The following is a 24,592-nucleotide window of genomic DNA, read 5'->3' on the forward strand; positions in this document are numbered from 1 at the left end:
AATCAAAAAAATTAAAATACCGACTGAAAACGGGTCATTTCGACCTGCACAGATTTCACTTGGGTGTAGTTTTGCAGCGTCATCAGGCCGTTTTCGCGACCGATGCCGGAGTGCTTATAGCCACCAACTGGCATGGCGGCATCCGACTCGCCCCAGGTGTTGATCCAGCAAATACCCGCTTCAATCTGGTGAATCACACGGTGCGCGCGATTGAGATCTTGTGTTACTACGCCAGCCGCCAAACCAAATTCGGTGGCGTTGGCGCGGCGTACCACTTCTTCTTCACTGGTGTAAGTCAGAATCGACATCACCGGCCCGAAGATCTCTTCGCGCACAATGGTCATCTCATCGCGGCAATCGCTGAATACAGTTGGAGCAATCCACGCGCCGTGATCAAAGCCCGCGCCGCTCAGACGTTTGCCGCCACACAGCAGACGCGCGCCTTCATTGATGCCGGATTCGATATAACGCATCACATTATCGCGATGGGCGAAGCTCACCAGCGGACCGAAATTGGTGTCGGGATCGTTCAGGTCACCGGCTTTGATGCGCGCCACGCGCTCGATGATTTTTGCTTCAAACGCGGATTGCAATGCCGCAGGCACAAACACGCGTGTGCCGTTGGTGCACACTTGGCCAGAACTGTAGAAGTTCGCCATCATGGCGATATCGGCAGCGAGATCGAGATCGGCGTCATCGAAGATGATCAGCGGAGATTTACCGCCCAGTTCCATGGTGACGTCTTTCAAGGTCGAACCGGCGGCGTTGGCCATCACTTTTTTGCCGCTGGCGACGCCGCCGGTGAAGGAGACTTTATCGATGCCCGGATGATCGGTCAGCAGCTGCCCGGTCACCGCGCCGCGTCCATTTAGCACGTTGAACACGCCGTTGGGCACGCCCGCTTCGGTGTAGATCTCAGCCAGTTTCAGCGCGGTGAGCGGCGTGACTTCGCTCGGTTTGAAAATCATCGCGTTACCCGCAGCCAATGCAGGTGCAGATTTCCATAACGCGATCTGAATCGGGTAGTTCCACGCACCAATCCCAGCAACCACGCCAAGTGGTTCGCGGCGGGTGTAAACGAATGCCGTTTCTCGCAATGGGATTTGCTGGCCTTCCAGCGTCGGGATCAAACCGGCGTAATACTCCAGCACATCGGCACCGGTCACGATATCCACGTATTGCGTTTCACTCAGCGGTTTACCGGTATCAAGAGTCTCCAGCGCCGCGAGTTCATCATTGCGCTCGCGCAGAATATCCACCGCACGACGCAAGATGCGCGAACGTTCCATTGCGGTCATTGCCGCCCAGATCTTCTGGCCTTTTTGTGCCGCAGCCACCGCGCGATCGACGTCGGCTTGTTCGGCTTGGTGGACTTCAGCCAGCACTTCACCATTGGCTGGATTGATGGTCTGGAAAGTTTTGCCTGACGCAGCAGGCACCAATGCGCCATCAATGTAGAGATGTTGTTCCGGGAATAGGGACATGATTTCTCCTTCTTCAGTGATTCTGGTCAGCCAACTGCTGACGAATGAATTGGGTGGTGAGCGTTCTGGCAATCGACAAATCAAACGGTTGACCGCTTAATGCGGCACGCAACCACAATCCGTCGATCAATGAAGCCAGGCCATGCGCGGCTAAACGCGCTTTCTCACGCGGCAATTCGCGATGAAATTCGGCGGCAAGCGTGGAAAACAAGCGACGGCTGCTGACGCGTTCTAAGCGGCCCAATTGTGGCTGATGCATGCTGCTGGCCCAAAAATCCAGCCAGGCTTTCATCGCTGCGCTGTGCACCTGCGTGTCATCGAAGTTACCTTCGACAATCGCCACTAAACGCGCTTCGGTGCTGGCACCGGCCAACGGCTTTAATCTTGCCGCAACGGCATCGCGCAATTGCCGAGTGACGTCGCGCATGGTGGCTTCCAGCAAACCGTTCTTGTCTTTGAAGTAGTGGCTGATGATGCCGGTCGAAACGCCCGCACGCCGCGCAATCTGTGCAATCGTGGCGTCGTTGATTCCGACTTCGTTAATGGTACTCAGGGTCGCATCAATTAGTTGCCGACGACGTATCGGCTGCATTCCCACCTTTGGCATAACGCTCTCGCTCCACCGCAATGTAAGGACACTATTTAAACTTTTTTTGATTGCACGTTCAATATAAAAAAGAAATTTGTTAGGATGCTGTGCTTCGATTGTTAAAAAAACGGAGCGGTTAACTGAACTTAGCCGGAGAAAAACCTGCACTGACCCTTGTAGGGTCGCCATTTATGGTGACCAACTCACGCTTGAATGGCTTGTATTACAGGAAATTAACCAGAGGTAACCGATGATTAATCCACCTGCCAGTGAAAAAGACAGAATCAATCCTGTGGTGTTTTACACCTCAGCCGGACTGATTCTGACATTTTCACTTGTCACTATTTTTTACAGCGAACTGGCTGCCAGCTGGATCCAAACCACCGTTAATTGGGTGACGTCGACGTTTGGCTGGTACTACATGCTCGCTGCCACGCTGTACATCGTATTTGTCATCTATATGGCGTGTTCCCGTTATGGGGCGATCAAACTTGGACCCGAACAATCCAAACCAGAATTCAGTCTACTTAGTTGGTCGGCGATGTTGTTTGCTGCCGGTATTGGTATCGATCTGATGTTCTTCTCGGTTGCCGAACCGGTGACGCAATATATGCAGCCGCCGGAAGGGGCCGGACAAACCATGGAGGCCGCGCGTCAGGCGATGGTATGGACCTTGTTCCACTACGGCGTTACCGGCTGGTCGATGTATGCGTTGATGGGCATCGCACTAGGCTACTTTAGCTACCGCTACAACTTGCCACTTACCATCCGCTCTGCGCTGTATCCGATTTTTGGCAAACGCATCAATGGTCCGATTGGACACACCGTGGATATCGCCGCGGTGATCGGCACCATCTTTGGTATCGCCACCACCTTGGGCATTGGTGTGGTGCAGCTCAATTACGGGCTGAACGTGCTGTTCGATATTCCGGAAGGTTTTACCGCCCAGGCCGCGTTAATTGTGCTGTCGGTGATCATCGCCACCATTTCAGTCACATCCGGCGTGGATAAAGGTATTCGCATCCTGTCCGAACTCAACGTCGCGCTGGCATTGGGCTTGATTCTGTTTGTGTTGTTCATGGGTAAAACCGACTTTCTGTTGAACGCGCTGGTGCTCAACGTCGGTGATTACGTCAATCGCTTTATGGGCATGACGCTCAACACCTTTGCGTTTGATCAGCCGAAAGAGTGGATGAATAGCTGGACGCTGTTCTTCTGGGCGTGGTGGGTGGCGTGGTCGCCGTTTGTTGGCTTGTTCCTGGCGCGTATTTCGCGCGGCCGTACCATTCGTGAATTCGTGCTGGGTACGCTAATCATCCCGTTCACCTTCACACTGTTATGGCTTTCGGTATTTGGTAATGCAGCGCTGTATGAAATCATTCACGGCGATGCCGGTTTTGCCCAGGAAGTGATGGCGCATGCTGAACGTGGTTTCTATAGCTTGCTGGCGCAATATCCCGCCTTCAAGTTCAGTGCGTCAGTTGCCACCATCACCGGCATGTTGTTCTACGTGACATCGGCGGATTCAGGCTCACTGGTGCTGGGTAACTTCACCTCGAAGCTGAAAGACATCAACAGTGATGCGCCCAACTGGCTGCGCATTTTCTGGTCGGTGGCGATTGGTGTGCTGACCATGGGCATGCTGATGACCAACGGTATTTCTGCCTTGCAGAACGCCACGGTGATCATGGGCTTGCCGTTTAGCTTTGTGATCTTCTTTGTCATGGCCGGATTGTATAAATCGCTGAAGGTGGAAGATCATCGTCGCGCCAGCGCCAGTCGCGATACGGCACCGTACATTCCAGCCAGCAACGATCGTTTGAGCTGGAAGAAACGCCTGTCGCGCCTAATGAACTATCCGGGCACGCGCTACACGCAAAAAATGATGGAAGAGGTATTGTTCCCGGCGATGCAAGACGTTGCCAAGGAGTTGGAACTGCGCGGTGGCCGCGTGTCGCTGGAGCGTGTTGAACCAGAAGCGGGGCAGCCGCTGGGCCATCTTGATTTACGCGTGTTGCTGGGTGAAGAGCAGGATTTCGTTTATCAAATCTGGCCGCAACAATATTCGGTGCCGGGCTTTACCTATCGTGCACGCAGCGGGAAATCAACTTATTACCGTCTGGAAACTTTCTTGCTGGAAGGCAGCCAGGGCAATGATTTGATGGATTACAACAAAGAGCAGGTGATTATCGATATTCTCGATCAGTACGAACGCCACCTGAACTTTATCCATCTGCATCGTGAAGCGCCGGGCAGCAATATGACGTTCCCGAGCGTGTAAACGCTATTCACGTAAAAATAGCGGTGCGAATATTCGCGCCGCTATCGCACGACAAAATATTATTTTTCGTTACGACGGAAAATATAGAAATTGGCAAACGATGTGTTGTTTTGGTCATGAGCATTAAATGGGTATTTATTCGGGATCAGTTTATGAAAATCCCATCTGTAGGCCATGTTTTGGATCACCCATTGAGTGAACTTACGATGACGAACATGTTTTACATGGCTGCCCAATAACTGGTTTAGTTTTTCATCATTGGAGGCGTAGATAATCACAAATCGACTGGCTGCATTGAATAATGTTTCCATATATTTTTCAAACACGGCATCTTCGATTAAATGGTAAAGCACATCAAGTGACAGTACCAATTCGGCTTGTTGACCATTCCACTGTTCTACAGGGTAAAAATCTTTGGTTGGATCGCTGGCATACATTTTCTTACAGCGCTGCAAAGCATGTTGCGAAATATCGAAGCCAGTGTAGCGCGGATAGCGAGCAAGTGACAATTGATTACCGTCACCACAGCCAAATTCCATCACCGATTGAATATTTTCATCTGCGACAAAATCATTAATCACTTCGGCTTTAAAGTCAGCTAAACATCCGTATGAACCCGCGCCAGAGTTGCCTTGTAGACGATAGCGATCATCCCAATATTGTGCGGAGTGTTCAAAGGATAGTGTTTCACTTTTCATTATAATTTACTCAAAATATTAAATAGCTAACGGATGAAATGCATCCGGCAGGTTTATATTGTTGAGAATGGCGGTTTTAAGTGCAGCGATTGACGCAGTATCGTGGAGTACGGCATTAGTGAGCACAAAGAAACGATGATAAATATTCGCTGATTTATTACGCACGTAATCTCTAACGTTTTCAGGATTGAGAGAATCCATAATCAGCACCGGAAGGCTGGCGAAGGGCAGCTTTTTATCAGACACAACGATGATGTTGAAACGCTTGTCATCCTGCATTCTTAGCCATTGCGCTTGCTTAATTAAATTCTCAACAGAAGCACCAATGGCATTGATTACTACGGTAATGCCATCAAGATCGGTTTTCGCATAAAGTGCGGCACGTCGCTGTGCCACAAAATCGTCAATCTCTTTGCGCTTAATGCCTGGGAATAATGACTCATAGCGATAACGTTTGAGTATGCTTTCGAATATACGCCATTCATAAGTGGTGTCAGAAAGCTTGCCAAGTCCGGTTAAATTTCCTTCATGCAGTCGATACATGATATTGCATTGCGCAGTGAAGGCGATTTTGCTATTTCCTACCGCGCGCGACCAAAACTCGTAATCATGCGCGCGTGGATAAGCCACATCATATCCGCCAACCTGACCATAAATTGAACGTCGTACGCAACAGCCCGGATTGGATATAAAGTTTCCGTGAGGCAGTTGGGTTAACCAATTTTGCGGTGGATGATTATAAAGCGAGTAATATTTTTTCTCGCCATCCAACGACTCCAATCCGCAAGAAATTACATCAAGCTGAGGCCAATGTTGGATCAGTGTTCGGTAGTGAGAAAGGGCGTTACTGTGCAGAATGTCATCACTGTCCAGCCATACTAAATATTCGCCGCGCGCTTCTGCTATACAGCGATTACGCGTATCGGGTGCATTCGAATGGAGTTTACGAATAATATGCAGCCGGGAGTCACTAATATGCGCGAGCGAATCGACGCTGTTATCACAAGAACCATCATCAACTACGATAACTTCGAAATTAGCGTCGCGCTGACTCAACGCCGAACTCACCGCCGTAAGCAGATAACGCTCTCGGTTGTAGCACGGAATTAAAATAGAAATCAGCGATGCTGACTTTTTAGCAGGCTGCCATATCGCCGGATATTGCTCAACTAATGCCTGTTGATTTAATAGCGCCTGTGCTTCCTCGATGTAGGTTTCAGGTGATACGTTGCCGTCGAGGATTCGATCAATTGCCTCCTCGATTGCGGTAAAGAGATATTGCGCAGGTAAATATTCGCTTAAGCCACCATGCGCATGGAATGCAACCGGTTTTAAACCCGCCAGCATGGCTTCAAAAATGCCCATGCCCTGAGATTCGTTGTAACTGGCGGAAATAATAAAGGACTTATCGGCGTACCAGTTCGGCATGTCTGAAGCGGGGAGATTGCCACAAATAACAACGTTGCGCTTTAAACCATAAATATCAATTAGCTGGCAAAAACTGTCATACAGACATTGGTCTTCGACTCTGCCGGCAATAAACAGTTTGTAGCGGGAATCTTTTTTTACCAGCGTCTGCATGATTGGCATCAGTAAAATTAAGTTTTTTTGCGCTGCAAAACGCGCCACGCAAGCCAGATGAAAAGGGTTTCTTTTTTTTGCTTTTTGCTCAAGAGGTTGATGGTCTGAAAGGTTAGCCAGCACCGTTACTTTAAGATGAGCGGGTAAATTTGATCCTAACTGAGAAATGAAGCGTTGTTTCATCGCCTGGCTAACCAAAATAACTTCGTCGATGTTCTCCCAGTTCACCTGCAAAAAATGATCATTGTAGAGTTCATAACGATGGATACGACAGACAATGCGGCAATATTTCGGCAACTTACTGGCGGTAATAATCGCTGAGTCGCCCCATTCAAACCATGCGGTATCGCAGTGCCGCAGCGCGGAAAGTAGTGAATCCGGAGTAAGATTCAGTTGGCTTAACTCCGTGACATGATGCCCTTGCGCGCGCATCAGACGCATAACTGGCTGCATGAAATGAAAATTGTCGTGGGTTGCCTGAACCAGAATGCGCTGTTTGCCTTCTTCCATAGCGACAAATTGATGCGTAACCGGCTGATCGGTTTGCCCAACACATTGATAGCCTTGCTGCAGCATGCACCATGAAATTTGGGCAAACTTGTCTGGATTTGCACCCGTGAGCGTTATAGGTGAACGTTGTTTTGCAGATGCTTTAATGATGTCGAGTTGCGACTCAAACGACATGTCAGCCGCGATAGTGTTTTGTGAGCTCATTTATCAGTGCCAGATTATTGTTTTTACGAAGGCCTCAAATGATCGCGAATGCAAAGCGCATGTCAGGCACTGCTTTAATCCGACACAACTAAGCCGATTCTTAAATGAGTGGTTTTCGTGATGAGCAAATCGGCTGATTTCTCTGCGCCATCATGCACATCTCTGAATCACAGCTAGACTATCAAGCTGATTAAACCGGGGGATGTCATGAAATTAGGCTTTGCGTGCAAGTATTTTGATTCACAGGCGAAACAGCCGTATCCGTTTAAAACCACCACGCGCACGCGTTTTCTTGGCCTCGATAACGATGCGCGCGCGACTTTGCTACATCAGTTAGCGCACAACAATCTGCAAAATCTGTTTCTCACTCTGCAACAACTGGCGAAGCAACCCGAAGCGTTACGCATGATGCGCATCGGCAGCGATTTGCTGCCTTTATATACCGTGCCGGACGCTACGCAGTTGTATGGTGAATTGCTACGCGATCTCAAGCCGTTGCTGAAACAATGCGGCGCACTGGCACGCGCCAACAATATCCGCCTGTCATTTCATCCCGGTCAATACACGGTGCTGGCGTCAGATAATGAAGGCGTGGTTGATCGTGCGATTGAGGATGTGGAATATCATGCAACCTGCGCGGTATTAATGGGTTATGGTCGCCAGTTCCAGGATTTTAAAATCAATATTCATATGAACGGTAAGAAGGGCATTGAGGGATTTCGCGCCGCGTTTCACCGTTTATCGCCGGAAGCACGCAATATGCTGACAGTGGAAAATGATGAAATATCTTGCTCGCTGGATGATGTATTGCAGGCGCGCGAACTTTGCCCGGTGGTGCTGGATATTCACCATCATTGGGTGAAAGAGAATCAATATATTCAGGCGGACGATGCACGCATTGCGCTGATTATGGAATCCTGGCGCGGCGTGCAGCCGGTGTTGCACTATTCGATAGCGCAGGAAGGGATTATTCCCGATCACGGTTTTCCTGATCAGCAAGACTTAGCAGTATCAAAGTCGAAATTGCGCGCCCATTCTGATTATTACTTCAATCAGACGTTAAATGATTGGGCGCTATCGTTTACTGCTTTCGACATTATGTGCGAAGTCAAAATGAAGAATCTAGCGCGCGACCGCTTGTATCAATACGCGGTCGAGCGCGGGGTGATCACGGCGAAGTGATGACTATCGCCACGCGACGATTTTGCGCGCGGCCCTGATTGCTATTATTGCTGGCAACCGGCGCGCTCATACCTAAACCGCGCGTAATAATGTTGCTGCGCGGCACTTCAGCGCCAATCGCCCACTGTTCTGCGACGGCATTGGCGCGTTTCAACGAAAGCTGCTGGTTGTAATCCGCTTTGCCGTAATTATCGGTATGACCATCAATGCGTACATGATTAATGCCGGTGGCGGCGAGGTTTTTCGCCATCGTTGAGATGTTACTTTTACTGGCCGCAGTCAGTTCCGATTCGTTAACGCCAAACAGAATCTTGTCTGATAAGCCCAATCCCCAGCCTTCACTATTTTGGCTGAATCCGGCGTTACGCATCGCGGAAATTTGCTCGTCGCTGAAACGGCCTTTTGCCTGACATCCGACCAAAGCCAGTACACCCACCAGTAAGAAAGTTTTAATTTTCATACGCGTACCTTGGTTATTCCCTTGTTTTTGTACATATTCATATCGGCGCGTTCCAGAATCGACTCCACGGTGTCGCCGTGCTGCGACCACGCATAGCCGATGGTCACCGACGTGCTGATTGGCGTGCCTTCGGCAATCACAATCTTCTCGCTGATGGCTTCATGAATGTCCTGCATCAGCAGCTGTAATTGCGCATCGCTCGGGCGGCTGGTCATCAACATGGCAAACTCATCACCACCGAGGCGTGCCACTAAATCGCGCTTATAGGCCAGAGCAGAGAGGCGCGAACCAATCGCTTTGAGCACTTCATCCCCCGCAGCGTGGCCCCAATTGTCATTGATGCTTTTGAAGCGATCGCCATCGAGAAACAGCAATACAAAGCGCTCTTTTGCCAGTTGTTGGTCGAGCAATTGCGTTAATCGGGCGACAAAAGCCGCGCGGTTAGCGAGACCGGTCAGCGGATCTTCCAGTGCTTTAGCGGCCAGCGTGCGATTATCGCGCAGCATCGAAGCCTGCAAGGTCTGCATCTCAGCCAACAGCGAGTTAAGATCGTCGGAGAACAACTGAAACTCGCGCGTCGGACTTTCCGGGATGCGTAATGAGAAGTCGCCGGAATGAATCACGTAGTGAATGGTACTGGTGATATTACGCAATGATGCCAGAATGCCGCGATGTAAAAACTCGCTGAGCAAGAATGAGATAATTAACACGCACAGCATGCCGCTGGTCAGGATCATCAACGAATAGCGAATAAAATCTGCAGCGCCGGTAATGGTGCCTTCGAGCGTCAGCGTTCCGACAATCGCTTCTGAGTGATTGATATTGACGCTCAGCGGCTTAACGTAAATCCACTCACGCAATAATTGCGAATACCAACCGTTTTGTTCCTGCTGATCGTGCCAATCCACTAATACCGTTTGGTCGTCGGTGACTAATTTCGCCGAATCGAACATACCTTCATTGCCGAGCCGGGCAATTTTATTATGCGCATCATAACTGTCTTCAAATACCGTGGCGGCGGTCAAGGTGGTACTTAAAGTGGAGGCGATCAGTTCGAGATTTCTTTTCTCGTAGCTTTTAATAAACAGCAGGGAAGTGGATGACAATAACAGCCAGCACAGTAGCAAAATCACCGCTGAATTGATGGTGCTTATTTGGCGCAATTTATTGCGGAACGATGATTTATCGTTGTTTAAATTTTCAACTTTCATCTTATTTGCTTCCATTGCGCGACAGCAACAATACGTCAGGACTGACCTTCACGCCGCTGCGGGCCAGCGAATCAAGATTGACGGAAAACAGTGTGTGATCGGGTTTGAAGATCAAACAGAAGGCGGCGCCAACGGTGCATTCCGCATTGTTTTCAGCCAGCGTCAACACCGCTTTGCTCTTGAATTGCTTGACCAGTTCAACCTGTTCACCAGGCGATTGATCGCCGAAATAAACCGCATCACACCGTTGCGTGGCGAGTTCATTGGCGTTAGCAAGGTAAACCACGCTAAACGAGGTGGCCGCAGGCAAATTGTCTTGCGCTAAAGAGAGATGCTGCGCAGAAGAAAATACGCACAGTTGTGGCGCGCCGGTTAATCCCGGCCAATGGGAAAAACTAATAATGCCGCTGACAATGCGATTGGCTTTGTCGTCTTTATTGGCGGCAACAGCCGGATGAGAAATAAACAACAGTAGCAAAAGGGCATTAAAGAAAACTTTGCAGGCATGAATAAGGGAAAGCAGTGAATCCTTTTCCCGATAATAGTGTTGTGTATATAACATACTGCGTTCCCGAGAGTTTCGCCTGGTTCGCGCCGGATTGAGCGTGCGAATAGTACCATTGACGCGTTTAAAAATGTACCGACTGTATCCGCAGGTCACCTTAAATGGCGACCTTACAAACTGCGCACTACTCCGTAGGGGCGCCATTTATGGTGACCTGCATTGACGCATTTGGAACAAAATTGATCACGCGCATCCATCGTCATTTCTTTGCGCGAAATTATTTTATGGAAAACCCGCTAAAAGCTTAGGTTTGCAGCAAAGTGTGATCCAGCACACATTTATTGCCCTGAACTCTGATCCGCGAGAAAGACCGTTAAAGCGCGATGAATGTACAGAATCATGGCAAAAACCCTTCTGCGCAACTCAATCCCATAAGCAACGTTAAAGATTTAACCGCATGGAGATTGCGGTTTTAAAACGTGATTTTTGATTGCGAAACAATTTGTCATATTTATCGAGGTGAGGCTTTTTCACTTTCTGGCAGGATACGCAGCATTCCGCTTCTCCTGGTCTTTGCGTCATGCAGTGGTTTTCAAAAAACGCCGTTTTTTTTGCTGTAAAAACCTGTCTGGCCGCTTTTCTGGCACTTTATCTCGCACTGGAACTCAACCTGGACAAACCAGCTTGGGCGGTGACCACTGTGCTGCTGGCGTCGCAGCTTTATTCAGCATCAACGATTTCCAAATCGGTGTTTCGCCTGCTTGGTACCTTGCTCGGTGGCGTGTTCATCTTCTTTATCTTTCCGCCTACGGTGCAACATCCGCTGCTATTCTGTTTCTGCGTTTCGCTGTGGGTCAGCGTTTGCCTCTATTTGTCTCTGCACGATCGCACGCCCAAAAGTTATGTCTTCATGCTGGCCGGTTACAGCGCGGCGATCATGGGATTTCCGGAGGTCGCCACGCCACTGTCGATTACCAGCACCGTGTTGTCGCGCATTGAAGAGATCACCTTGGGGATTGTGTGCAGCAGCTTGGTACATGCGCTGTTATTTCCGGTTTCGATGCGTAGTTTGCTGGAGCAGAGCGTCAGCGTTTGGTATCTCAACGCGCGCAAATTGTGTAGCGACCTGCTTTCTGGCATTCCCAGCGATACCTCGCCAGAACGTGACGATATCCTGATTCGCATGGCGACCAATCCGCAGCAGGTAGAAGTGCTGATCACGCATTGCGTCTATGAAGGTGATGCCGCGCGGCGTTTAATTCGTCTGGTCAGCGTGCAGTATCAACATCTTTCCTATCTGATCCCGACGCTGACGGCAATCGAACTGCGTTTACAACGTTTGTCCGCGCTACAAATTGCGTTTCCAGAAAATGTCGCACAGACGTTTCAGCAGTTTTTGCAATGGCTACACGATGGCGAAACAGTAGGGGAAACCAGCGGCATTCAGCAAACCCTGATTGATTGCCAGCGTGAACTCAATACGATTTGGCAGCAGGGCGAAATGCCAACGGAGAACTGGTTATTGTTCACCGGACTACTGGAGCGATTGGCCGATTTTGTGCGCATTGCCGGGGCTTATCAGAGCGTGGGTAGCTTGGTCAGCGATTTATCGGGCGACACCACATTAGCACGCGGCAAACGTACGCACCGTTTCTTCGATAAAGGCTTGATTCGACTCTCCGCGCTCACCGCGTTTTGCGCCACGTTTGGTTCATGCCTGTTATGGATGGCTTCCGGCTGGCGCGATGGTGCTTCTGCACCGGTGATGGCGGCGATTCTCTGCTCTCTGCTGGCTAGCCAGGATACGCCGTTAACGTCCATGAAGCTGTTTGTACGCGGCGTGATCGTGGCGATTCTGATCAGTATTGTTTATGTCGCATTACTACTGCCGCAGGCAACGTCGTTCGAAGCGTTACTGATCTGCCTCGCGCCGGGATTAATCATCCTTGGGCTGATGATTGCGCGTCCCACCACCAACATGATCGGCCTGAGCGTGGCAATTCAAATTCCCGGGTTTATCGGCCTTGGCCACCATTTGAAGCCGGACTTGGTGTTGCTGATCAACAATGCCATTGCCTCGATGGTTGGCGTGATATTCGCAGTGGCGGTGACCGCGATCATGCGTAATAAACGGCCATCGTGGACCGCGCGCCGTGCGGTACGTCAGGGTTTGCGTGAACTGTTGCGCTTTATCAAAGAGACAGAACGTAACGGCTCTTCATTGCTGGGCCGGCAACGTTTTATCGGTTTGATGCTGGATAAAGTCAACGTGGTGTTGCCGCGTTTGCGCCTCGATCCGCAGCCAGATATGCGCAGCGCGGGCATGCTATTGGCGGAAGTGTGGTTGGGCGTAAACAGTTTTGACTATTACGCGCGCCACAAGGATTTGTTGCAGCATTATCAATTGGATAGCGGGCAGATGTTTCATGAGCTGGCGCTGTTTCTCAAGCGCCGCTTGAAATCGCTGCAAACGCCACCGCATGCGGATTTGCAGGAAGAGCTGGATTTGCTGCTGTTGATGCTGGAGCGCGTGGCGAAGCGGGATGAAAGGGTGCTGACGCCACTGTTCCACCTATTCAGCATTCGATTGTATCTGTTCCCGCAGCAATCCTGGCCGGTCGCCACGCCGCGCCAAATGGAAATCATGCAGCGTCAGCGTTATCGATTACAGAATCCGTAAGATGCGCAAGAATGCGCACCAATCCGTTGTAAGGTCGCCATTTATGGTGACCATTGAACCACGCTTAATTAAATTCCAAATCACGCCCATTACTGGCAATCACTTTTTTGTACCACCAGAACGATTTCTTACGGATGCGCTCAAGGCTGCCGTTGCCCTTATCGTCACGATCAACATAAACAAAACCGTAGCGTTTGCTCATTTCCCCGGTTGATGCGGCAACCAGGTCAATGCAGCCCCACGTGGTATAACCAATCAGCGGAATGCCATCGTCAATCGCGTCGCCCATCGCCTGGATATGCTCCTGCAAATAGCTAATACGGTAATCGTCATTGATCTCGCCAGCATCAGTAAGCTCATCGTGGGCGCCTAAGCCGTTCTCCACCAGGAACAGCGGTTTCTGATAGCGGTCGTACATCATGTTCATAGTGATGCGCAGACCGAGCGGATCGATGCCCCAGCCCCAATCACTGCGTTTTACATGCGGATTCGGCAGCGATTTCACCACGTTGGCGGCGCTGCTGTTTTGCTCATTCATATCCGCCGAAGCACAGCGCGAGGCGTAATAGCTGAAGGAGACAAAGTCCACCGTGTGACGCAACGTTTCAGCATCTTCCGGCTGCATTTCAATTTCCACGCCTTTCTCACGGAACACGCGCGCCGCATACGATGGATACGCACCGCGCGCCTGCACATCGATAAAGAACAGGTTTTCGCGATCTTTCTCCAGCGCCGCCCAAACATCTTCCGGTTTGCACGACCACGGATAGAAATTGCCACCCGCCAGCATGCAACCCACTTGGTTCTCCGGGTTAATCTCATGAGCGATTTTGGTCACCAGCGCGCTCGCCACCAACTCATGATGCGCCGCTTGATACTTGACCTGCTCAGGATTTTCGCCTGGCTCAAACACCAAACCCGCGCCGGAAAACGGGCTGTGCAGCAGAATGTTGATCTCGTTAAAGGTCAGCCAATACTTCACCAGACCATTGAATTCTTCGAAGCAGGTGCGCGCGTAACGGCTGAAAAATTCGATCATCTTGCGATTGCGCCACGAACCGTATTCGGTCACCAGATGCATCGGTACATCGAAGTGGCACAGCGTTACCAGCGGCGTGATGCCGTATTTTTGGCACTCTTCAAACACGCTGCGATAAAAGGCAATGCCTTCTGCGTTGGGCGCTAATTCATCGCCGTTGGGATAGATGCGGCTCCAGGCAATCGAGGTGCGGAACACCGTAAAGCCCATTTCCGCCATCAGCGCGATATCATCTTTGTAGCGGTTATAAAAATCGATGGCATTGTGGCTGGGATAGTATTCATCGTTGTGCAGCGTGAAGCGCTTCTCCAACCCCAATTTTACTGGCATACGGTGCTCGCCGTGGGGAATCATGTCCACCGTGGTTAACCCTTTTCCGCCCGCCAGATAGCTCCCCTCTGACTGATTGGCGGCTAACGCGCCGCCCCACAAAAATCCCTCTGGAAACATAAAAACCTCGATTAATTAACGTTAACGGGCTGTGCGGCATCCGCTGCGGGCTTAGCTTTAGCAGGTTCGGTAACCGGAATGTCTTCAAAGCCCAGCACTAACGTGAGAATGAAAGAGAGCACCACCGAAAGCACCATCACGCCGCCGACCCAGACAATGCTCATTGGATTACTGGGATCGAAAAATTGCACGCTGGTAAACAGGCCGGGTGAAGCCATGGAATGGCTGGCTAATCCGCCAATCCCGGCAACTGCGCCACAGATAAAGCCGCTGATCAGGCTGGCGATCAGCGGGCGTTTCAGACGCACCGCCACGCCATACAGCGCAGGCTCAGAAATGCCCGCGACAATGGCGGATGCGGCGGCAGCCAGCGCGGTTTGGCGCAGTTCAGGGTTTTTGGTTCTCAGCGCCACCGCCAGCGATGAACCGCCGAGCGACAGATTGGCGCCAATTTCTGACGGCATCACCATGCCTTCTTTGCCGGTTTCGGCGATGGTTTGAATAATGGTCGGTGTGAACACGCGATGCATGCCAGTGATCACCAGCAGCGGCCACAGTGCGCCCATAATCGCTACCGATAACCAGCCCAAATAACCGTGAATGGTGTAAACCAACGCGGAAATTCCGCTACCGATCCAGATACCAATCGGACCGATTAACACGATGGCAATCGGCGCAGCGATTAGCACAATCAGCATCGGTTTCAGGAAGTTTTTCGTCACCGCCGGCGTAATGCGATCCACCCAATATTCGATGTGCGACAAAATCCAGGTCATCACTAACGCCGGGATCACCGTGTAGGTGTATTTCACGGCGGTAACCGGGATGTAGGCGAATTCAACCGCCTGGCCTTGTGCCGCTTTAGCCATCAAATCAACAAAATTGGGATGCACCAGCACGCCGGCAATGGCGATGGCCAGCGACATGTTGGTTTTGAATTTCAGTGCCGCGGAAGCCGCCACCATAACGGGCAGGAAGAAGAAGGCGCCGTCGCCAATCACATTGAGGATCACCAGCGTTGATGAGCCTTTTGCCAGCACGCCGCTCATTTCCAGCACCATTGCCAACAGCTTGACCATCGATCCGCCGATGATCGCCGGGATCAGCGGCGACATGGTGCCAACCAGCGCATCAAGAATGCCAGCCCCGATGCTGCGCAGGGTAATTTTGCGTTTCACTGGCGCGGCACCCTCGCTGCTCGGCGTACCCAGTTTCAGCACTTCCTGATAGGCGAGATTCACGTTGTTGCCGATGATCACCTGACACTGCGTATCGGTGTGCACCACGCCCATCACGCCGGGAATGACTTTTAGCGTAGCGTTATCAATCTGCGCGCTGTCTTTCAGCACGAAACGCAGGCGCGTCATGCAATGCGTAACCGCTTCGATATTGTTCAAGCCGCCAAGCGCCGCCACGATGGCGCGTGAGACTTCCGCATAATTTTTAGCCATGGATTTTTGGTCTCTGTTTTTTTGAGTAGAGGTACAGCTGATTTATGGTTGAATTTTGCACATGAGAAACCGGTTTCACAAAATCATGAAGATCAGCTTTCAGTCAGGCAAGAAATTTAAAAATGGATATTTAAAACTGTGAAGTTGATCGTCATGATGTGGGCGTAAATGAATAGATGAAGTGAGAAAAATTGCCGCATAATTCGATGCTTAGGTACACTGATGCAATCAGCGCGGAAAAAGAGTGGAACATGGCGACCATACTTGAGGTGGCAAAAGTAGCAGGCGTATCCAAAGCAACGGTTTCTCGGGTGCTGTCGGGCAATGGTTATGTCAGCCAGGAAAAACGCGAAAAAGTCTATCAAGCCATTGCGGCGACGGATTTTCGGCCTAATTTACTGGCACGAAATCTGGCGACCAAATCCAGCCAAACCATTGGACTGGTGATCACCAACACCTTGTATACCGGCAGTTATTTCTCCGAGCTGATGCAGCACTCTGCGCGTTTAATGGAACAGCAGGGACGTCAACTGTTGCTGGTGGATGGCAAACACAGCGCGGAAGAAGAGCGTGCCGCGATTCAGTTTCTGCTCGACCTGCGTTGTGATGGCGTGATCATCTATCCGCGTTTTCTCACCACCGATGAAATGGACGCGATTATTGCGCAGCACAAACATCCGATTTTAGTGATCAATCGCCGCCTGCGTCAGCATCACAGCTATTGCATCTACGCCGATCAGCAACGCAGCAGCAGCGAAGCGGTCGAACAATTGATTGCACTCGGCCATCGCGACATCGCCTTTATCACCGGATCGCTGGATTCGCCCACCGGACGCGAGCGTTTAGCCGGGTATAAAGCGGCATTGGCAGGGCATGACATCGCGATTAATGATGCGTTGATCGTCGAAGGGAAATGGCAACCGCAAAACGGCGTGGCGGCGGTAGAAACGCTGTTAGCGCAGGGTGTGAAATTCACGGCGCTGGTCGCCAGCAATGATGATATGGCGGTCGGTGCGCTTAAAGCGTTGGCTGCACACAACATCAACGTGCCGACGCAAGTGGCGGTGATCGGTTTCGATGATATTCCGCTGGCGCCGTTTACCATTCCGGCGTTATCGAGCGTGAAAATGCCGGTGACGGCGATGATTCAGGAAACCATTGAACGTCTGATTTCGATGCTTGATGGCGGAGAAATGCGCAATGACAAAACCTTCGCCGGCGAATTAATGGTGCGTGAATCCCTGGGCCAAGGCCCACACCACAAAGCCAATCCAAAGTAGGGTCGCCATTTAGGGTGACCGATAATGCCACCCTGAATTATATTTGAATAATCAGAATATTTTTATGGAGTGATCAATCCAGCCACAGCCATGGTTAATAAAACCTCACATTTCTATAATAATTAATGGCTTTAACTTTCTAAAAAATCTCTTAATTTATTTGCGCTAATCAGAATTAGCCTGATTGATTGTAAAACTCTGTCAATGCTAGTTTGGCTTAACTTATCCGGTGATATTTCCTGAGGGAATTATGCACGCACGTATTACGCATCTTGATGGAATGCGCGGTTTAGCGATTCTCATGGTGATTGGTTATCATGCCTATGCGCGATGGCCGGAATTACTACCGTATGTCGCAGCCACGCAACATATTCCGATTTTTAATTATGGCTGGCTCGGCGTGGAACTGTTTTTCATGATTTCGGGCTTTGTCATCTTTATGACATTAGACAAATCAGATAGCTATATCAGCTTCCTTAAGAAACGCTGGTTGCGTTTGTTTCCGGCTATGCTCATTGCCAGTTTGCTGCTGTTTGCGGTCGGCGGATTTTTTCCCGAATGGGACGAAATGACACCTTATGTCAGAAATCTGTTGCCCGGTTTAATCTTTACTAATCCTGAAACGTTACATCAGATAACCGGGATTGATTTCAAATCTATGGCCGGTTCATTCTGGTCGTTGTATGTAGAAGCGGTATTTTATCTGATTATCGGTGCGGTCTATTTTACTCTGGGAAGAAAATATTGCTTACCGGCCTTATTGGTACCGATGTTGTTGCTGTCGGCTTCTTCGGTATTAAAGTCGATGGGACATCCTTTATTGATTGATGTTGTTTCTAAATTCGGCTTTATTCATTACGCGTGGTTTATGGTGGGATGTTTGGTGTATGAGCGCATGCACAACCGCGATAAACTGTTCCATTACGCGCTGGTGGTTCTCGCCATGCTGATTAATTTCAGCTATTTCGTCAAAAATAATGGTGTGATGACTATTATTCCGTTGTTAATCGTCATGCTGTTCTTTATCGCCAGTTTCTATTCGAAACAGATTGAACGCATTCTCTCGGTGCGCTTCCTCACCGCGATTGGCTTCGCCAGTTATGCCTTCTATCTGATTCATGAAAACTTGATGATCGCTACGCTGATTAAACTCAATGTGCATATCAAGAGTGAGTTTGTCATGCTGCTGATGCCAATCGTGGTCGCTAGCGTGCTGTATTACATTGCCTATTTGATCACTAAATTTGCCGAGCCGGCATTGCGTAATATGTTGAAAGGTAAACGCCTGCCGACACCTGAAGCCGGCAGCGGCGCATAAATAATGGCGGCCAACTGGCCGCCTACTCATGAGTTCTACATCGCTTCCATCGCGGGGATGAAAATCGCGGCATTAACACTCCACGAACTGTTATTCATCAGCTGTAAACGCGACACATAATAGCCCGTCGCGCCTCTTCTTTTTGCCTCGATTCTCACATCCTCTAATAACTCAGCTGATGTCCGTTGTTTTTGAGTAAACGAAATTGCACCAATGCGTGTCCAATTTCCGCTTTTGACTTCTTTATACGAAATCTCAACCGGCAGATTATCTTCTGCTTGTGAGATAACCGGAAATAGAAAGCTGCTAATAAATAATGTTGCGGCGAGGTTTAACTTTTTCATTTTAATTCTCCAGTGATGCCTGAGATTCAGGCTTGCCCGCTAGTTTTACCATTGTAACTACCCATCTAATCAATATGCCTGGCGATTCTTTACGTTTATTTATGCCGATCGTTTAATGTAATTTTATATTGTGAGTGTTGAAGGTGGCTTTTCAATGATTGTTTAAGAAGAGTGTATATTAATTGGAGTGAATCCTATCTTACGATGAAAAAAATGAGTTTAATGGAAGAGTGATGCTGCGGGAGGATATTGATGCCAAATACCACATTGGAATTATTGCTGGCGCGCAATAGAAATTATGCCGTGCGTTTAAGTAAAAATGATAGTGAGTACTTTTCTCGTCATACAGTGGGTCAATCGCCACGCTGTTTATGGATTGGTTGTGCAGATAGTCGTGTACCGGTAGATATCATGCTCCAGTCTTCGCCTGGCGAATTATTTGTACTAAGAAATGTCGCCAATCAGGTATTGGCACATGATGATGGCATGATGAGTGGCATTGAATATGCACTTAACACGCTGCGGGTCGAAACGGTGATTATTTGCGGGCATACTTATTGTGGTGGCGTTGATTACGCCGGTGTGATGGCGATAACACCACTTCACAATGCTAAGGAAACGCCGTTGCAACGACAAATAAAGCCACTTAGCCAAACGCTACAACAACATATCCAGCAATATCCTGCTTTGCGACAGTTATCGCAAGATCACCTTAGCCGCTTGTTTGTCGAAGCCAATGTGCATCAGCAAATTAAACAGTTACGGCAAACGTCTGTTTTTAAAACCGCATCCCAGGAACGTAAAGTGGAAATTTACGGCTGCGTCTATGACCTGAAAAGCGGAATTGTCGATGTGTTAACGGATAATAAAAATGAGGTTCCAGGATGAACAAGCCTATTTCCATTTTAATCAGTTCGCTTAAGCAGGATCTGTTTGCTGGCACAGTGGTATTTCTTGTGGCATTGCCACTGTGTTTAGGCATTGCGCAAGCCAGCGGCATGCCGCCGCTGGCGGGCTTGTTGAGTGGCATCATTGGTGGCTTGCTTATCACGTTGCTCAGTCCTTCACCGCTTTCCGTCAGCGGACCCGCAGCAGGCATGATCGCGTTAGTGCTGAGCAGCATCGCTTCACTTGGTAGCATTTCTGCCATGTTAGTGGCGCTGGTTTTGGCGGGTGCGCTGCAAGTCGCGGCAGGTGTGTTACGCATCGGACGATTGGCGGGTCTGATTCCCGGAACCGTGATTCGCGGTTTACTCGCGGGCATCGGCATCTTGCTCATCATGCAACAATTTCCGGTGGCGTTTGGTTATATGCCTGATAGCGTGCCAACCAATGATGCTTCGATGCACTTTTTCCAAGACATCACTATAGGTTCGGTACTGATTATGCTGGGCAGTTTAATGCTGCTGATCGTGATGGAGACATCGTGGGTTAAGCGCAGCAAATTATCATCAATCCCGGCGCCGTTATTAGTGGTGCTGTGGGGCATGCTGGCGCAGGGGCTGCTTTCCAGTAAAGAGGGGTGGGCGTTGCCCCTTTCGCAGCGCGTCCAATTGCCTGCCTGGTCGTGGGACAACGCTTGGCCGCTGGCGCTGCCCGATTGGTCGGTCTTAATGCAGCCGTCACTGTATCAAGTCGCGTTTAGCATCGCATTGCTCGCTAGCCTCGAAACTTTACTCAGCCTCGAAGCCACCTCACGTATCGATCCGCTGAAACGAGCACCACGCTCAGATCGCGAATTGGTGGCGCAAGGTGCAGGAAATATGGTGAGCGGATTGTTGGGTGGCTTGCCTTTAACGGCGGTGATTGTGCGCAGTTCGGCCAATGTGTATGCCGGGGCACGCACGCGATTTTCATCACTGTTTCACGGGCTGCTGATGTTAATCAGCGCATTATTTCTTGCGCCGCTATTGAATTATATTCCGCTCGCCAGTTTATCGGCGATTCTGATTTTTACCGGATTTAAACTGGCTTCGCCGGCCTTATTTATCCGCGAATGGCGGCAAGGCTTCACGCAGTTTATTCCTTTTATCATCACGGTCACGGGTATCATCACCGTTGGCATGCTGGAAGGTATTGGACTCGGTTTGTTGTGCCAGTTGTTATTTAGCGTGGTCAAAGCGGAAAGAAATACCCTCACGTTGACGCAGCATGGTGCGATTCACCTGTTGCGCATTCATCAAAACATCACCTTTATTAGCAAGCCTGAGTTGTGCCGTTTATTAGACAGTTTGCCGGAATCCAGTACGGTGCATATTGAAGTGGCCGATGGCATTTCGCTCGCCCCCGACCTGCAAGAGGCGATAGATGCGTTTATGGCTCAGTCTGAACGTCGCGATATAACCGTAGTTTTGCCAACGAAATTTCAAAACCTTTAGCGCGCGTGTCAAGGTCGCCATTTCTGGCGACCCATTTCACCTAACCTTATTCCAGCGCTAATGCTTGCACCACCGCATCTGGCATCGAAGGGCGGCCATTGGTCAGGCAGGTGGCGACAAAAGTCGCATCGGCGTACACCACGCCATTGACCAAAATCTGCTGCACGAAATTGACCCGATTGCGTTTGTCATTTTTCGCTAGTTCGCAGGTTACTTCCACTTTGTCACCTTTCACCAGGCTCTTACGAAAGCGCAGGGAATATTCCAGCACCATGTAGATTTTGCCCTGTTTAAACTCTTCTTCGATATCAATTCCCAACGCTTCGCGCATGTAGGCGTGACGCGTCCATTCCATGTAGAACGGGTAGTAAAGGCCATCGACCACGCCTTGGAAATCGATATGTTTTTCATCAACCTCATACTGTTTGGTAAACATTTTTATATCCTTATCTGAGAGTTACGTGAAGAAGGCACTGTTTATACGTGAGTTAGCGCAGCGGGTAAATGCAGTAATCACGTTAGGTGACTAATGTCACATTTATCGCTAAAACAATGTCGTTCGGTTTTTCTAAAGCAACACCTCGGTTAATGCTGTTTTCCCCGCCGCGCGCATGCAGGTATACCTTGCGGAAACTCCTCATGCATAGCAGGCAGACATGACCACACATACACGCATCCGTAAATTTAACACCAAAGAAACTTACCCCAATCAGTCGCTGGATAACGATCTCTGCCAGGCGGTTCGCGCAGGAAATACCGTGTATGTGCGCGGGCAGATTGGTACCGATTTCGCCGGTAATTTGGTGGGATTGGGCGATCCCGCCGCACAAGCTGAACAGGCGATGAAAAACGTTAAGCAGCTGCTGGAAGAAGCGGGCAGCGACTTATCGCACATCGTCAAAACCACCACCTACATTATTGATCCGCGCTACCGCGAGCCGGTTTATCAGGTCGTCGGCAAGTGGTTGAAAGGCGTGTTCCCGATCTCAACCGGTTTAGTAATTTCTGGCTTGGGTCAACCGCAATGGCTGATGGAAATCGATGTGATCGCGGTGATCCCCGACGACTGGCAGCCAGAATAAGGAACGCAGCAATGACGTTATCTATTGTGGGACGCTGCGCCGAAACCGGTCAAATCGGCATTGCTATCAGCTCTTCCAGTATCGCAGTCGGCGCGCGTTGTCCATGGTTGCGCACGGCGGTTGGCGCGGTCTCTACGCAGAACATCACGTTGCCCGCGCTGGGGCCGCGCATTCTCGATCGTCTGGAGCAGGGCGATTCGGTGCAAGCGGCGCTGAAAGCCGGTTTAGCCAGCGACGATTATGCCAATTATCGCCAGGTGACGGTGTTGTCCGCTGACGGGCAAGCCGCTTGCTTCAGCGGTGAAAAAACGCTCGGCATCAATAATGCAAAAACCGGGCTGCAATGCGTGGCGGCGGGTAATCTGCTGGCGAATCCCGAAGTCATTCCGGCGATGGTCAGCGCCTTCGAGCAACATGCAGGTCATTTAGCTGAACGTTTAATCGCGGCGATGCAAGCGGGCATACAGGCGGGCGGTGAAGCGGGGCCGGTGCACTCTTCGGCGATGTCGATCGTTGATCAGCAAGTGTGGCCGATTGTCGATTTACGCGTGGACTGGACTGAGCACGACCCGATCAGCGAACTCAATCAGCTGTGGTTGGCGTATCAGCCGCAGATGAACGATTACGTCACGCGCGCCATCGATCCCACCCAAGCGCCAAGTTACGGCGTGCCGGGCGACGAGTAGGAGCTGCCATGTTTACCAGCCGACAACTGCTTGAAAAACTGGTGGCGTTTGACACCACCAGCCGCGAATCCAACCTGGCGTTAATCGATTTCGTCTGGCGCTACCTGACTGATTTAGGCGTCAGTTGCGAACTGATTCACAACGCCGAGCGCAGTAAAGCCAATCTGTATGCGCGTCTTGGTCCGGCGGGCGATGGCGGTGTGATGCTTTCCGGTCACAGCGATGTGGTGCCGGTGGATGGGCAGAACTGGAGCGTGCCACCGTTTGCGCTCACCGAGCGCGACGGCAAATTGTACGGGCGCGGCACCGCCGATATGAAAGGTTACATCGCCTGCATGCTGGCCGCTGTGCCGTATTTTCTGGCACAGCCGCTCAATCAGCCGCTGCATCTGGCAATTTCTTATGACGAAGAAGTCGGCTGTCTTGGCGTGCGCACCTTGCTGGAAGCGCTGGCGCAGCGCCCGGAAAAACCAGCCATCTGCGTAATTGGCGAGCCGACCGAATTGCAGCCGGTGTTAGGCCACAAAGGTAAATTGGGCGTGCGTTGTGAAGTGCAGGGCGCGGCATGCCACTCCGCCTATGCGCCACAGGGCGTCAACGCCATTGAATACGCGGCGAAAGTGATTCAGCGTTTAACCGTGATTGGTGAACGTTTGGCGCAAAACCAGGATGCCCGTTTTGATCCGCCGTTCACTACGGTACAAACCGGCGTGATCCACGGTGGTCGCGCGTTAAATATCGTGCCTGCCGAATGCAGCTTTGATTACGAAATCCGCACCTTGCCGCAGGATGATGCGCAAGCCATCGCCGATGAGTTGGCTGCCTTCGCGCAAAGCGAGCTGTTACCGCGTATGCAAGCCGTGGCCGCCGATAGCGCGATTCGTTTTTATCCGATTAGCGGCTACCCGGGATTGCTCACCGCAGCGGAGAGTGAAGCGGCAAAACTGATCGCCCATCTGACCCAATCCAGCGATTTCAGCACCGTTGCCTTTGGCACCGAAGGCGGCTTGTTCCATCAAGCCGGCATTCCCAGCGTGATTTGCGGGCCGGGCAGTATGGCGCAAGGGCATAAACCGGACGAATTCATCAGCATCGCGCAGTTGGATGCCTGTGACGCCATGTTGCAGCGCTTAGCCGCATGGATGAGTCAATAATTCCTGTGACAACGTCACACAAAAC

General features: G+C 50.5%; 21 protein-coding genes. 10 read left to right on the top strand and 11 right to left on the bottom strand.

The window, feature by feature from the left end; all coding sequences use genetic code 11:
* Positions 1 to 11: 11 nt before the first annotated feature.
* Both betB and betI read right to left on the bottom strand, forming a co-directional pair.
* A complete protein-coding gene (gene betB / locus ACPUC7_RS20825) occupies positions 12 to 1,484 on the bottom strand; it encodes a betaine-aldehyde dehydrogenase (protein WP_494924334.1) in 1,473 nt (490 codons plus the stop codon).
* Between the two features lie 13 nt (positions 1,485 to 1,497).
* Positions 1,498 to 2,091, bottom strand: coding sequence for a transcriptional regulator BetI (gene betI, locus ACPUC7_RS20830; protein ID WP_494924335.1), 594 nt, complete (start codon positions 2,089 to 2,091; stop codon positions 1,498 to 1,500).
* Positions 2,092 to 2,323: 232 nt separating this feature from the next.
* Here betI and ACPUC7_RS20835 point away from each other — a divergent pair, with 232 nt between their 5' ends.
* Positions 2,324 to 4,354 carry a choline transporter gene (locus ACPUC7_RS20835; RefSeq protein ID WP_494924336.1) on the top strand — a complete coding sequence of 677 codons (2,031 nt, stop codon included), beginning with the start codon at positions 2,324 to 2,326 and terminating at the stop codon, positions 4,352 to 4,354.
* A 59-nt stretch (positions 4,355 to 4,413) separates the two neighbouring features.
* Here the strand turns inward: ACPUC7_RS20835 and ACPUC7_RS20840 are convergent, their stop codons facing one another.
* Positions 4,414 to 5,052, bottom strand: coding sequence for a methyltransferase domain-containing protein (locus ACPUC7_RS20840; protein ID WP_494924337.1), 639 nt, complete (start codon positions 5,050 to 5,052; stop codon positions 4,414 to 4,416).
* Positions 5,053 to 5,070: 18 nt separating this feature from the next.
* Positions 5,071 to 7,347, bottom strand: coding sequence for a glycosyltransferase (locus tag ACPUC7_RS20845; RefSeq protein ID WP_494924338.1), 2,277 nt, complete (start codon positions 7,345 to 7,347; stop codon positions 5,071 to 5,073).
* 207 nt (positions 7,348 to 7,554) lie between these two features.
* Between ACPUC7_RS20845 and uvsE the strand changes: the two genes are divergently transcribed.
* A complete protein-coding gene (gene uvsE, locus ACPUC7_RS20850; protein ID WP_494924339.1) occupies positions 7,555 to 8,529 on the top strand; it encodes a UV DNA damage repair endonuclease UvsE in 975 nt (324 codons plus the stop codon).
* Here the strand turns inward: uvsE and yfiB are convergent.
* From yfiB to yfiR, 3 genes are read right to left on the bottom strand one after another with little or no spacing between them, the layout of a single operon-like run.
* Positions 8,516 to 8,989: an outer membrane lipoprotein YfiB gene (gene yfiB, locus ACPUC7_RS20855; RefSeq protein WP_494924340.1), complete on the bottom strand. Its 474-nt coding sequence runs from the start codon at positions 8,987 to 8,989 to the stop codon at positions 8,516 to 8,518. The two genes, uvsE and yfiB, sit on opposite strands and share 14 nt — an antisense overlap.
* The gene (gene dgcN, locus ACPUC7_RS20860) at positions 8,986 to 10,200 is read right to left on the bottom strand and encodes a diguanylate cyclase DgcN/YfiN (RefSeq protein ID WP_494924341.1); all 1,215 of its coding nucleotides are present in this window, start codon (positions 10,198 to 10,200) and stop codon (positions 8,986 to 8,988) included. Before dgcN ends, yfiB begins: the two co-directional genes overlap by 4 nt.
* Before the next feature lies 1 nt (position 10,201).
* Positions 10,202 to 10,762 carry a regulatory sequestration protein YfiR gene (gene yfiR, locus ACPUC7_RS20865; protein ID WP_494924342.1) on the bottom strand — a complete coding sequence of 187 codons (561 nt, stop codon included), beginning with the start codon at positions 10,760 to 10,762 and terminating at the stop codon, positions 10,202 to 10,204.
* A gap of 523 nt (positions 10,763 to 11,285) precedes the next feature.
* On the opposite strand from yfiR, the gene ACPUC7_RS20870 reads away from it, so the two are divergent.
* Positions 11,286 to 13,385, top strand: a complete 2,100-nt coding sequence (locus ACPUC7_RS20870) for an FUSC family protein (RefSeq protein WP_494924343.1) — start codon at positions 11,286 to 11,288, stop codon at positions 13,383 to 13,385.
* Between the two features lie 64 nt (positions 13,386 to 13,449).
* Here ACPUC7_RS20870 and ACPUC7_RS20875 read toward each other — a convergent pair whose 3' ends face one another.
* Positions 13,450 to 14,874, bottom strand: coding sequence for a 6-phospho-beta-glucosidase (locus tag ACPUC7_RS20875; protein WP_494924344.1), 1,425 nt, complete (start codon positions 14,872 to 14,874; stop codon positions 13,450 to 13,452).
* 11 nt (positions 14,875 to 14,885) lie between these two features.
* The gene (gene ascF / locus ACPUC7_RS20880; RefSeq protein ID WP_494924345.1) at positions 14,886 to 16,325 is read right to left on the bottom strand and encodes a PTS cellobiose/arbutin/salicin transporter subunit IIBC; all 1,440 of its coding nucleotides are present in this window, start codon (positions 16,323 to 16,325) and stop codon (positions 14,886 to 14,888) included.
* A 251-nt stretch (positions 16,326 to 16,576) separates the two neighbouring features.
* Between ascF and ACPUC7_RS20885 the strand changes: the two genes are divergently transcribed.
* Together ACPUC7_RS20885 and ACPUC7_RS20890 are read left to right on the top strand one after the other, a co-directional pair.
* Positions 16,577 to 17,605 (top strand): LacI family DNA-binding transcriptional regulator, encoded by a 1,029-nt coding sequence (locus ACPUC7_RS20885; RefSeq protein ID WP_494924346.1) that lies wholly within the window; start codon positions 16,577 to 16,579, stop codon positions 17,603 to 17,605.
* 250 nt (positions 17,606 to 17,855) lie between these two features.
* Positions 17,856 to 18,923, top strand: a complete 1,068-nt coding sequence (locus tag ACPUC7_RS20890; protein ID WP_494924347.1) for an acyltransferase family protein — start codon at positions 17,856 to 17,858, stop codon at positions 18,921 to 18,923.
* A gap of 35 nt (positions 18,924 to 18,958) precedes the next feature.
* On the opposite strand, the gene ACPUC7_RS20895 is transcribed toward ACPUC7_RS20890, so the two are convergent.
* Complete coding sequence (locus ACPUC7_RS20895) at positions 18,959 to 19,267, bottom strand: YdgH/BhsA/McbA family protein (protein WP_494924348.1); 309 nt, start codon at positions 19,265 to 19,267, stop codon at positions 18,959 to 18,961.
* Between the two features lie 252 nt (positions 19,268 to 19,519).
* Here ACPUC7_RS20895 and ACPUC7_RS20900 point away from each other — a divergent pair, with 252 nt between their 5' ends.
* Together ACPUC7_RS20900 and ACPUC7_RS20905 are read left to right on the top strand one after the other, a co-directional pair.
* Positions 19,520 to 20,155, top strand: a complete 636-nt coding sequence (locus tag ACPUC7_RS20900; protein WP_494924349.1) for a carbonic anhydrase — start codon at positions 19,520 to 19,522, stop codon at positions 20,153 to 20,155.
* On the top strand, positions 20,152 to 21,645 hold the full coding sequence (locus ACPUC7_RS20905; RefSeq protein WP_494924350.1) for a SulP family inorganic anion transporter: 1,494 nt from the start codon (positions 20,152 to 20,154) through the stop codon (positions 21,643 to 21,645). Before ACPUC7_RS20900 ends, ACPUC7_RS20905 begins: the two co-directional genes overlap by 4 nt.
* A gap of 46 nt (positions 21,646 to 21,691) precedes the next feature.
* Here the strand turns inward: ACPUC7_RS20905 and ACPUC7_RS20910 are convergent, their stop codons facing one another.
* The gene (locus ACPUC7_RS20910) at positions 21,692 to 22,081 is read right to left on the bottom strand and encodes an acyl-CoA thioesterase (protein ID WP_494924351.1); all 390 of its coding nucleotides are present in this window, start codon (positions 22,079 to 22,081) and stop codon (positions 21,692 to 21,694) included.
* A 220-nt stretch (positions 22,082 to 22,301) separates the two neighbouring features.
* Between ACPUC7_RS20910 and ACPUC7_RS20915 the strand changes: the two genes are divergently transcribed.
* The 3 genes from ACPUC7_RS20915 to argE are packed head-to-tail and all read left to right on the top strand — an operon-like array spanning position 22,302 to position 24,567.
* On the top strand, positions 22,302 to 22,727 hold the full coding sequence (locus ACPUC7_RS20915) for a RidA family protein (protein WP_343551161.1): 426 nt from the start codon (positions 22,302 to 22,304) through the stop codon (positions 22,725 to 22,727).
* Between the two features lie 11 nt (positions 22,728 to 22,738).
* Positions 22,739 to 23,413: a DUF1028 domain-containing protein gene (locus ACPUC7_RS20920; protein ID WP_494924352.1), complete on the top strand. Its 675-nt coding sequence runs from the start codon at positions 22,739 to 22,741 to the stop codon at positions 23,411 to 23,413.
* An 8-nt stretch (positions 23,414 to 23,421) separates the two neighbouring features.
* Positions 23,422 to 24,567, top strand: a complete 1,146-nt coding sequence (argE, locus tag ACPUC7_RS20925) for an acetylornithine deacetylase (protein WP_494924353.1) — start codon at positions 23,422 to 23,424, stop codon at positions 24,565 to 24,567.
* Positions 24,568 to 24,592 lie beyond the last annotated feature (25 nt).

The sequence above is a fragment of the Pantoea sp. CFCC18179 genome (genome assembly GCF_059412405.1).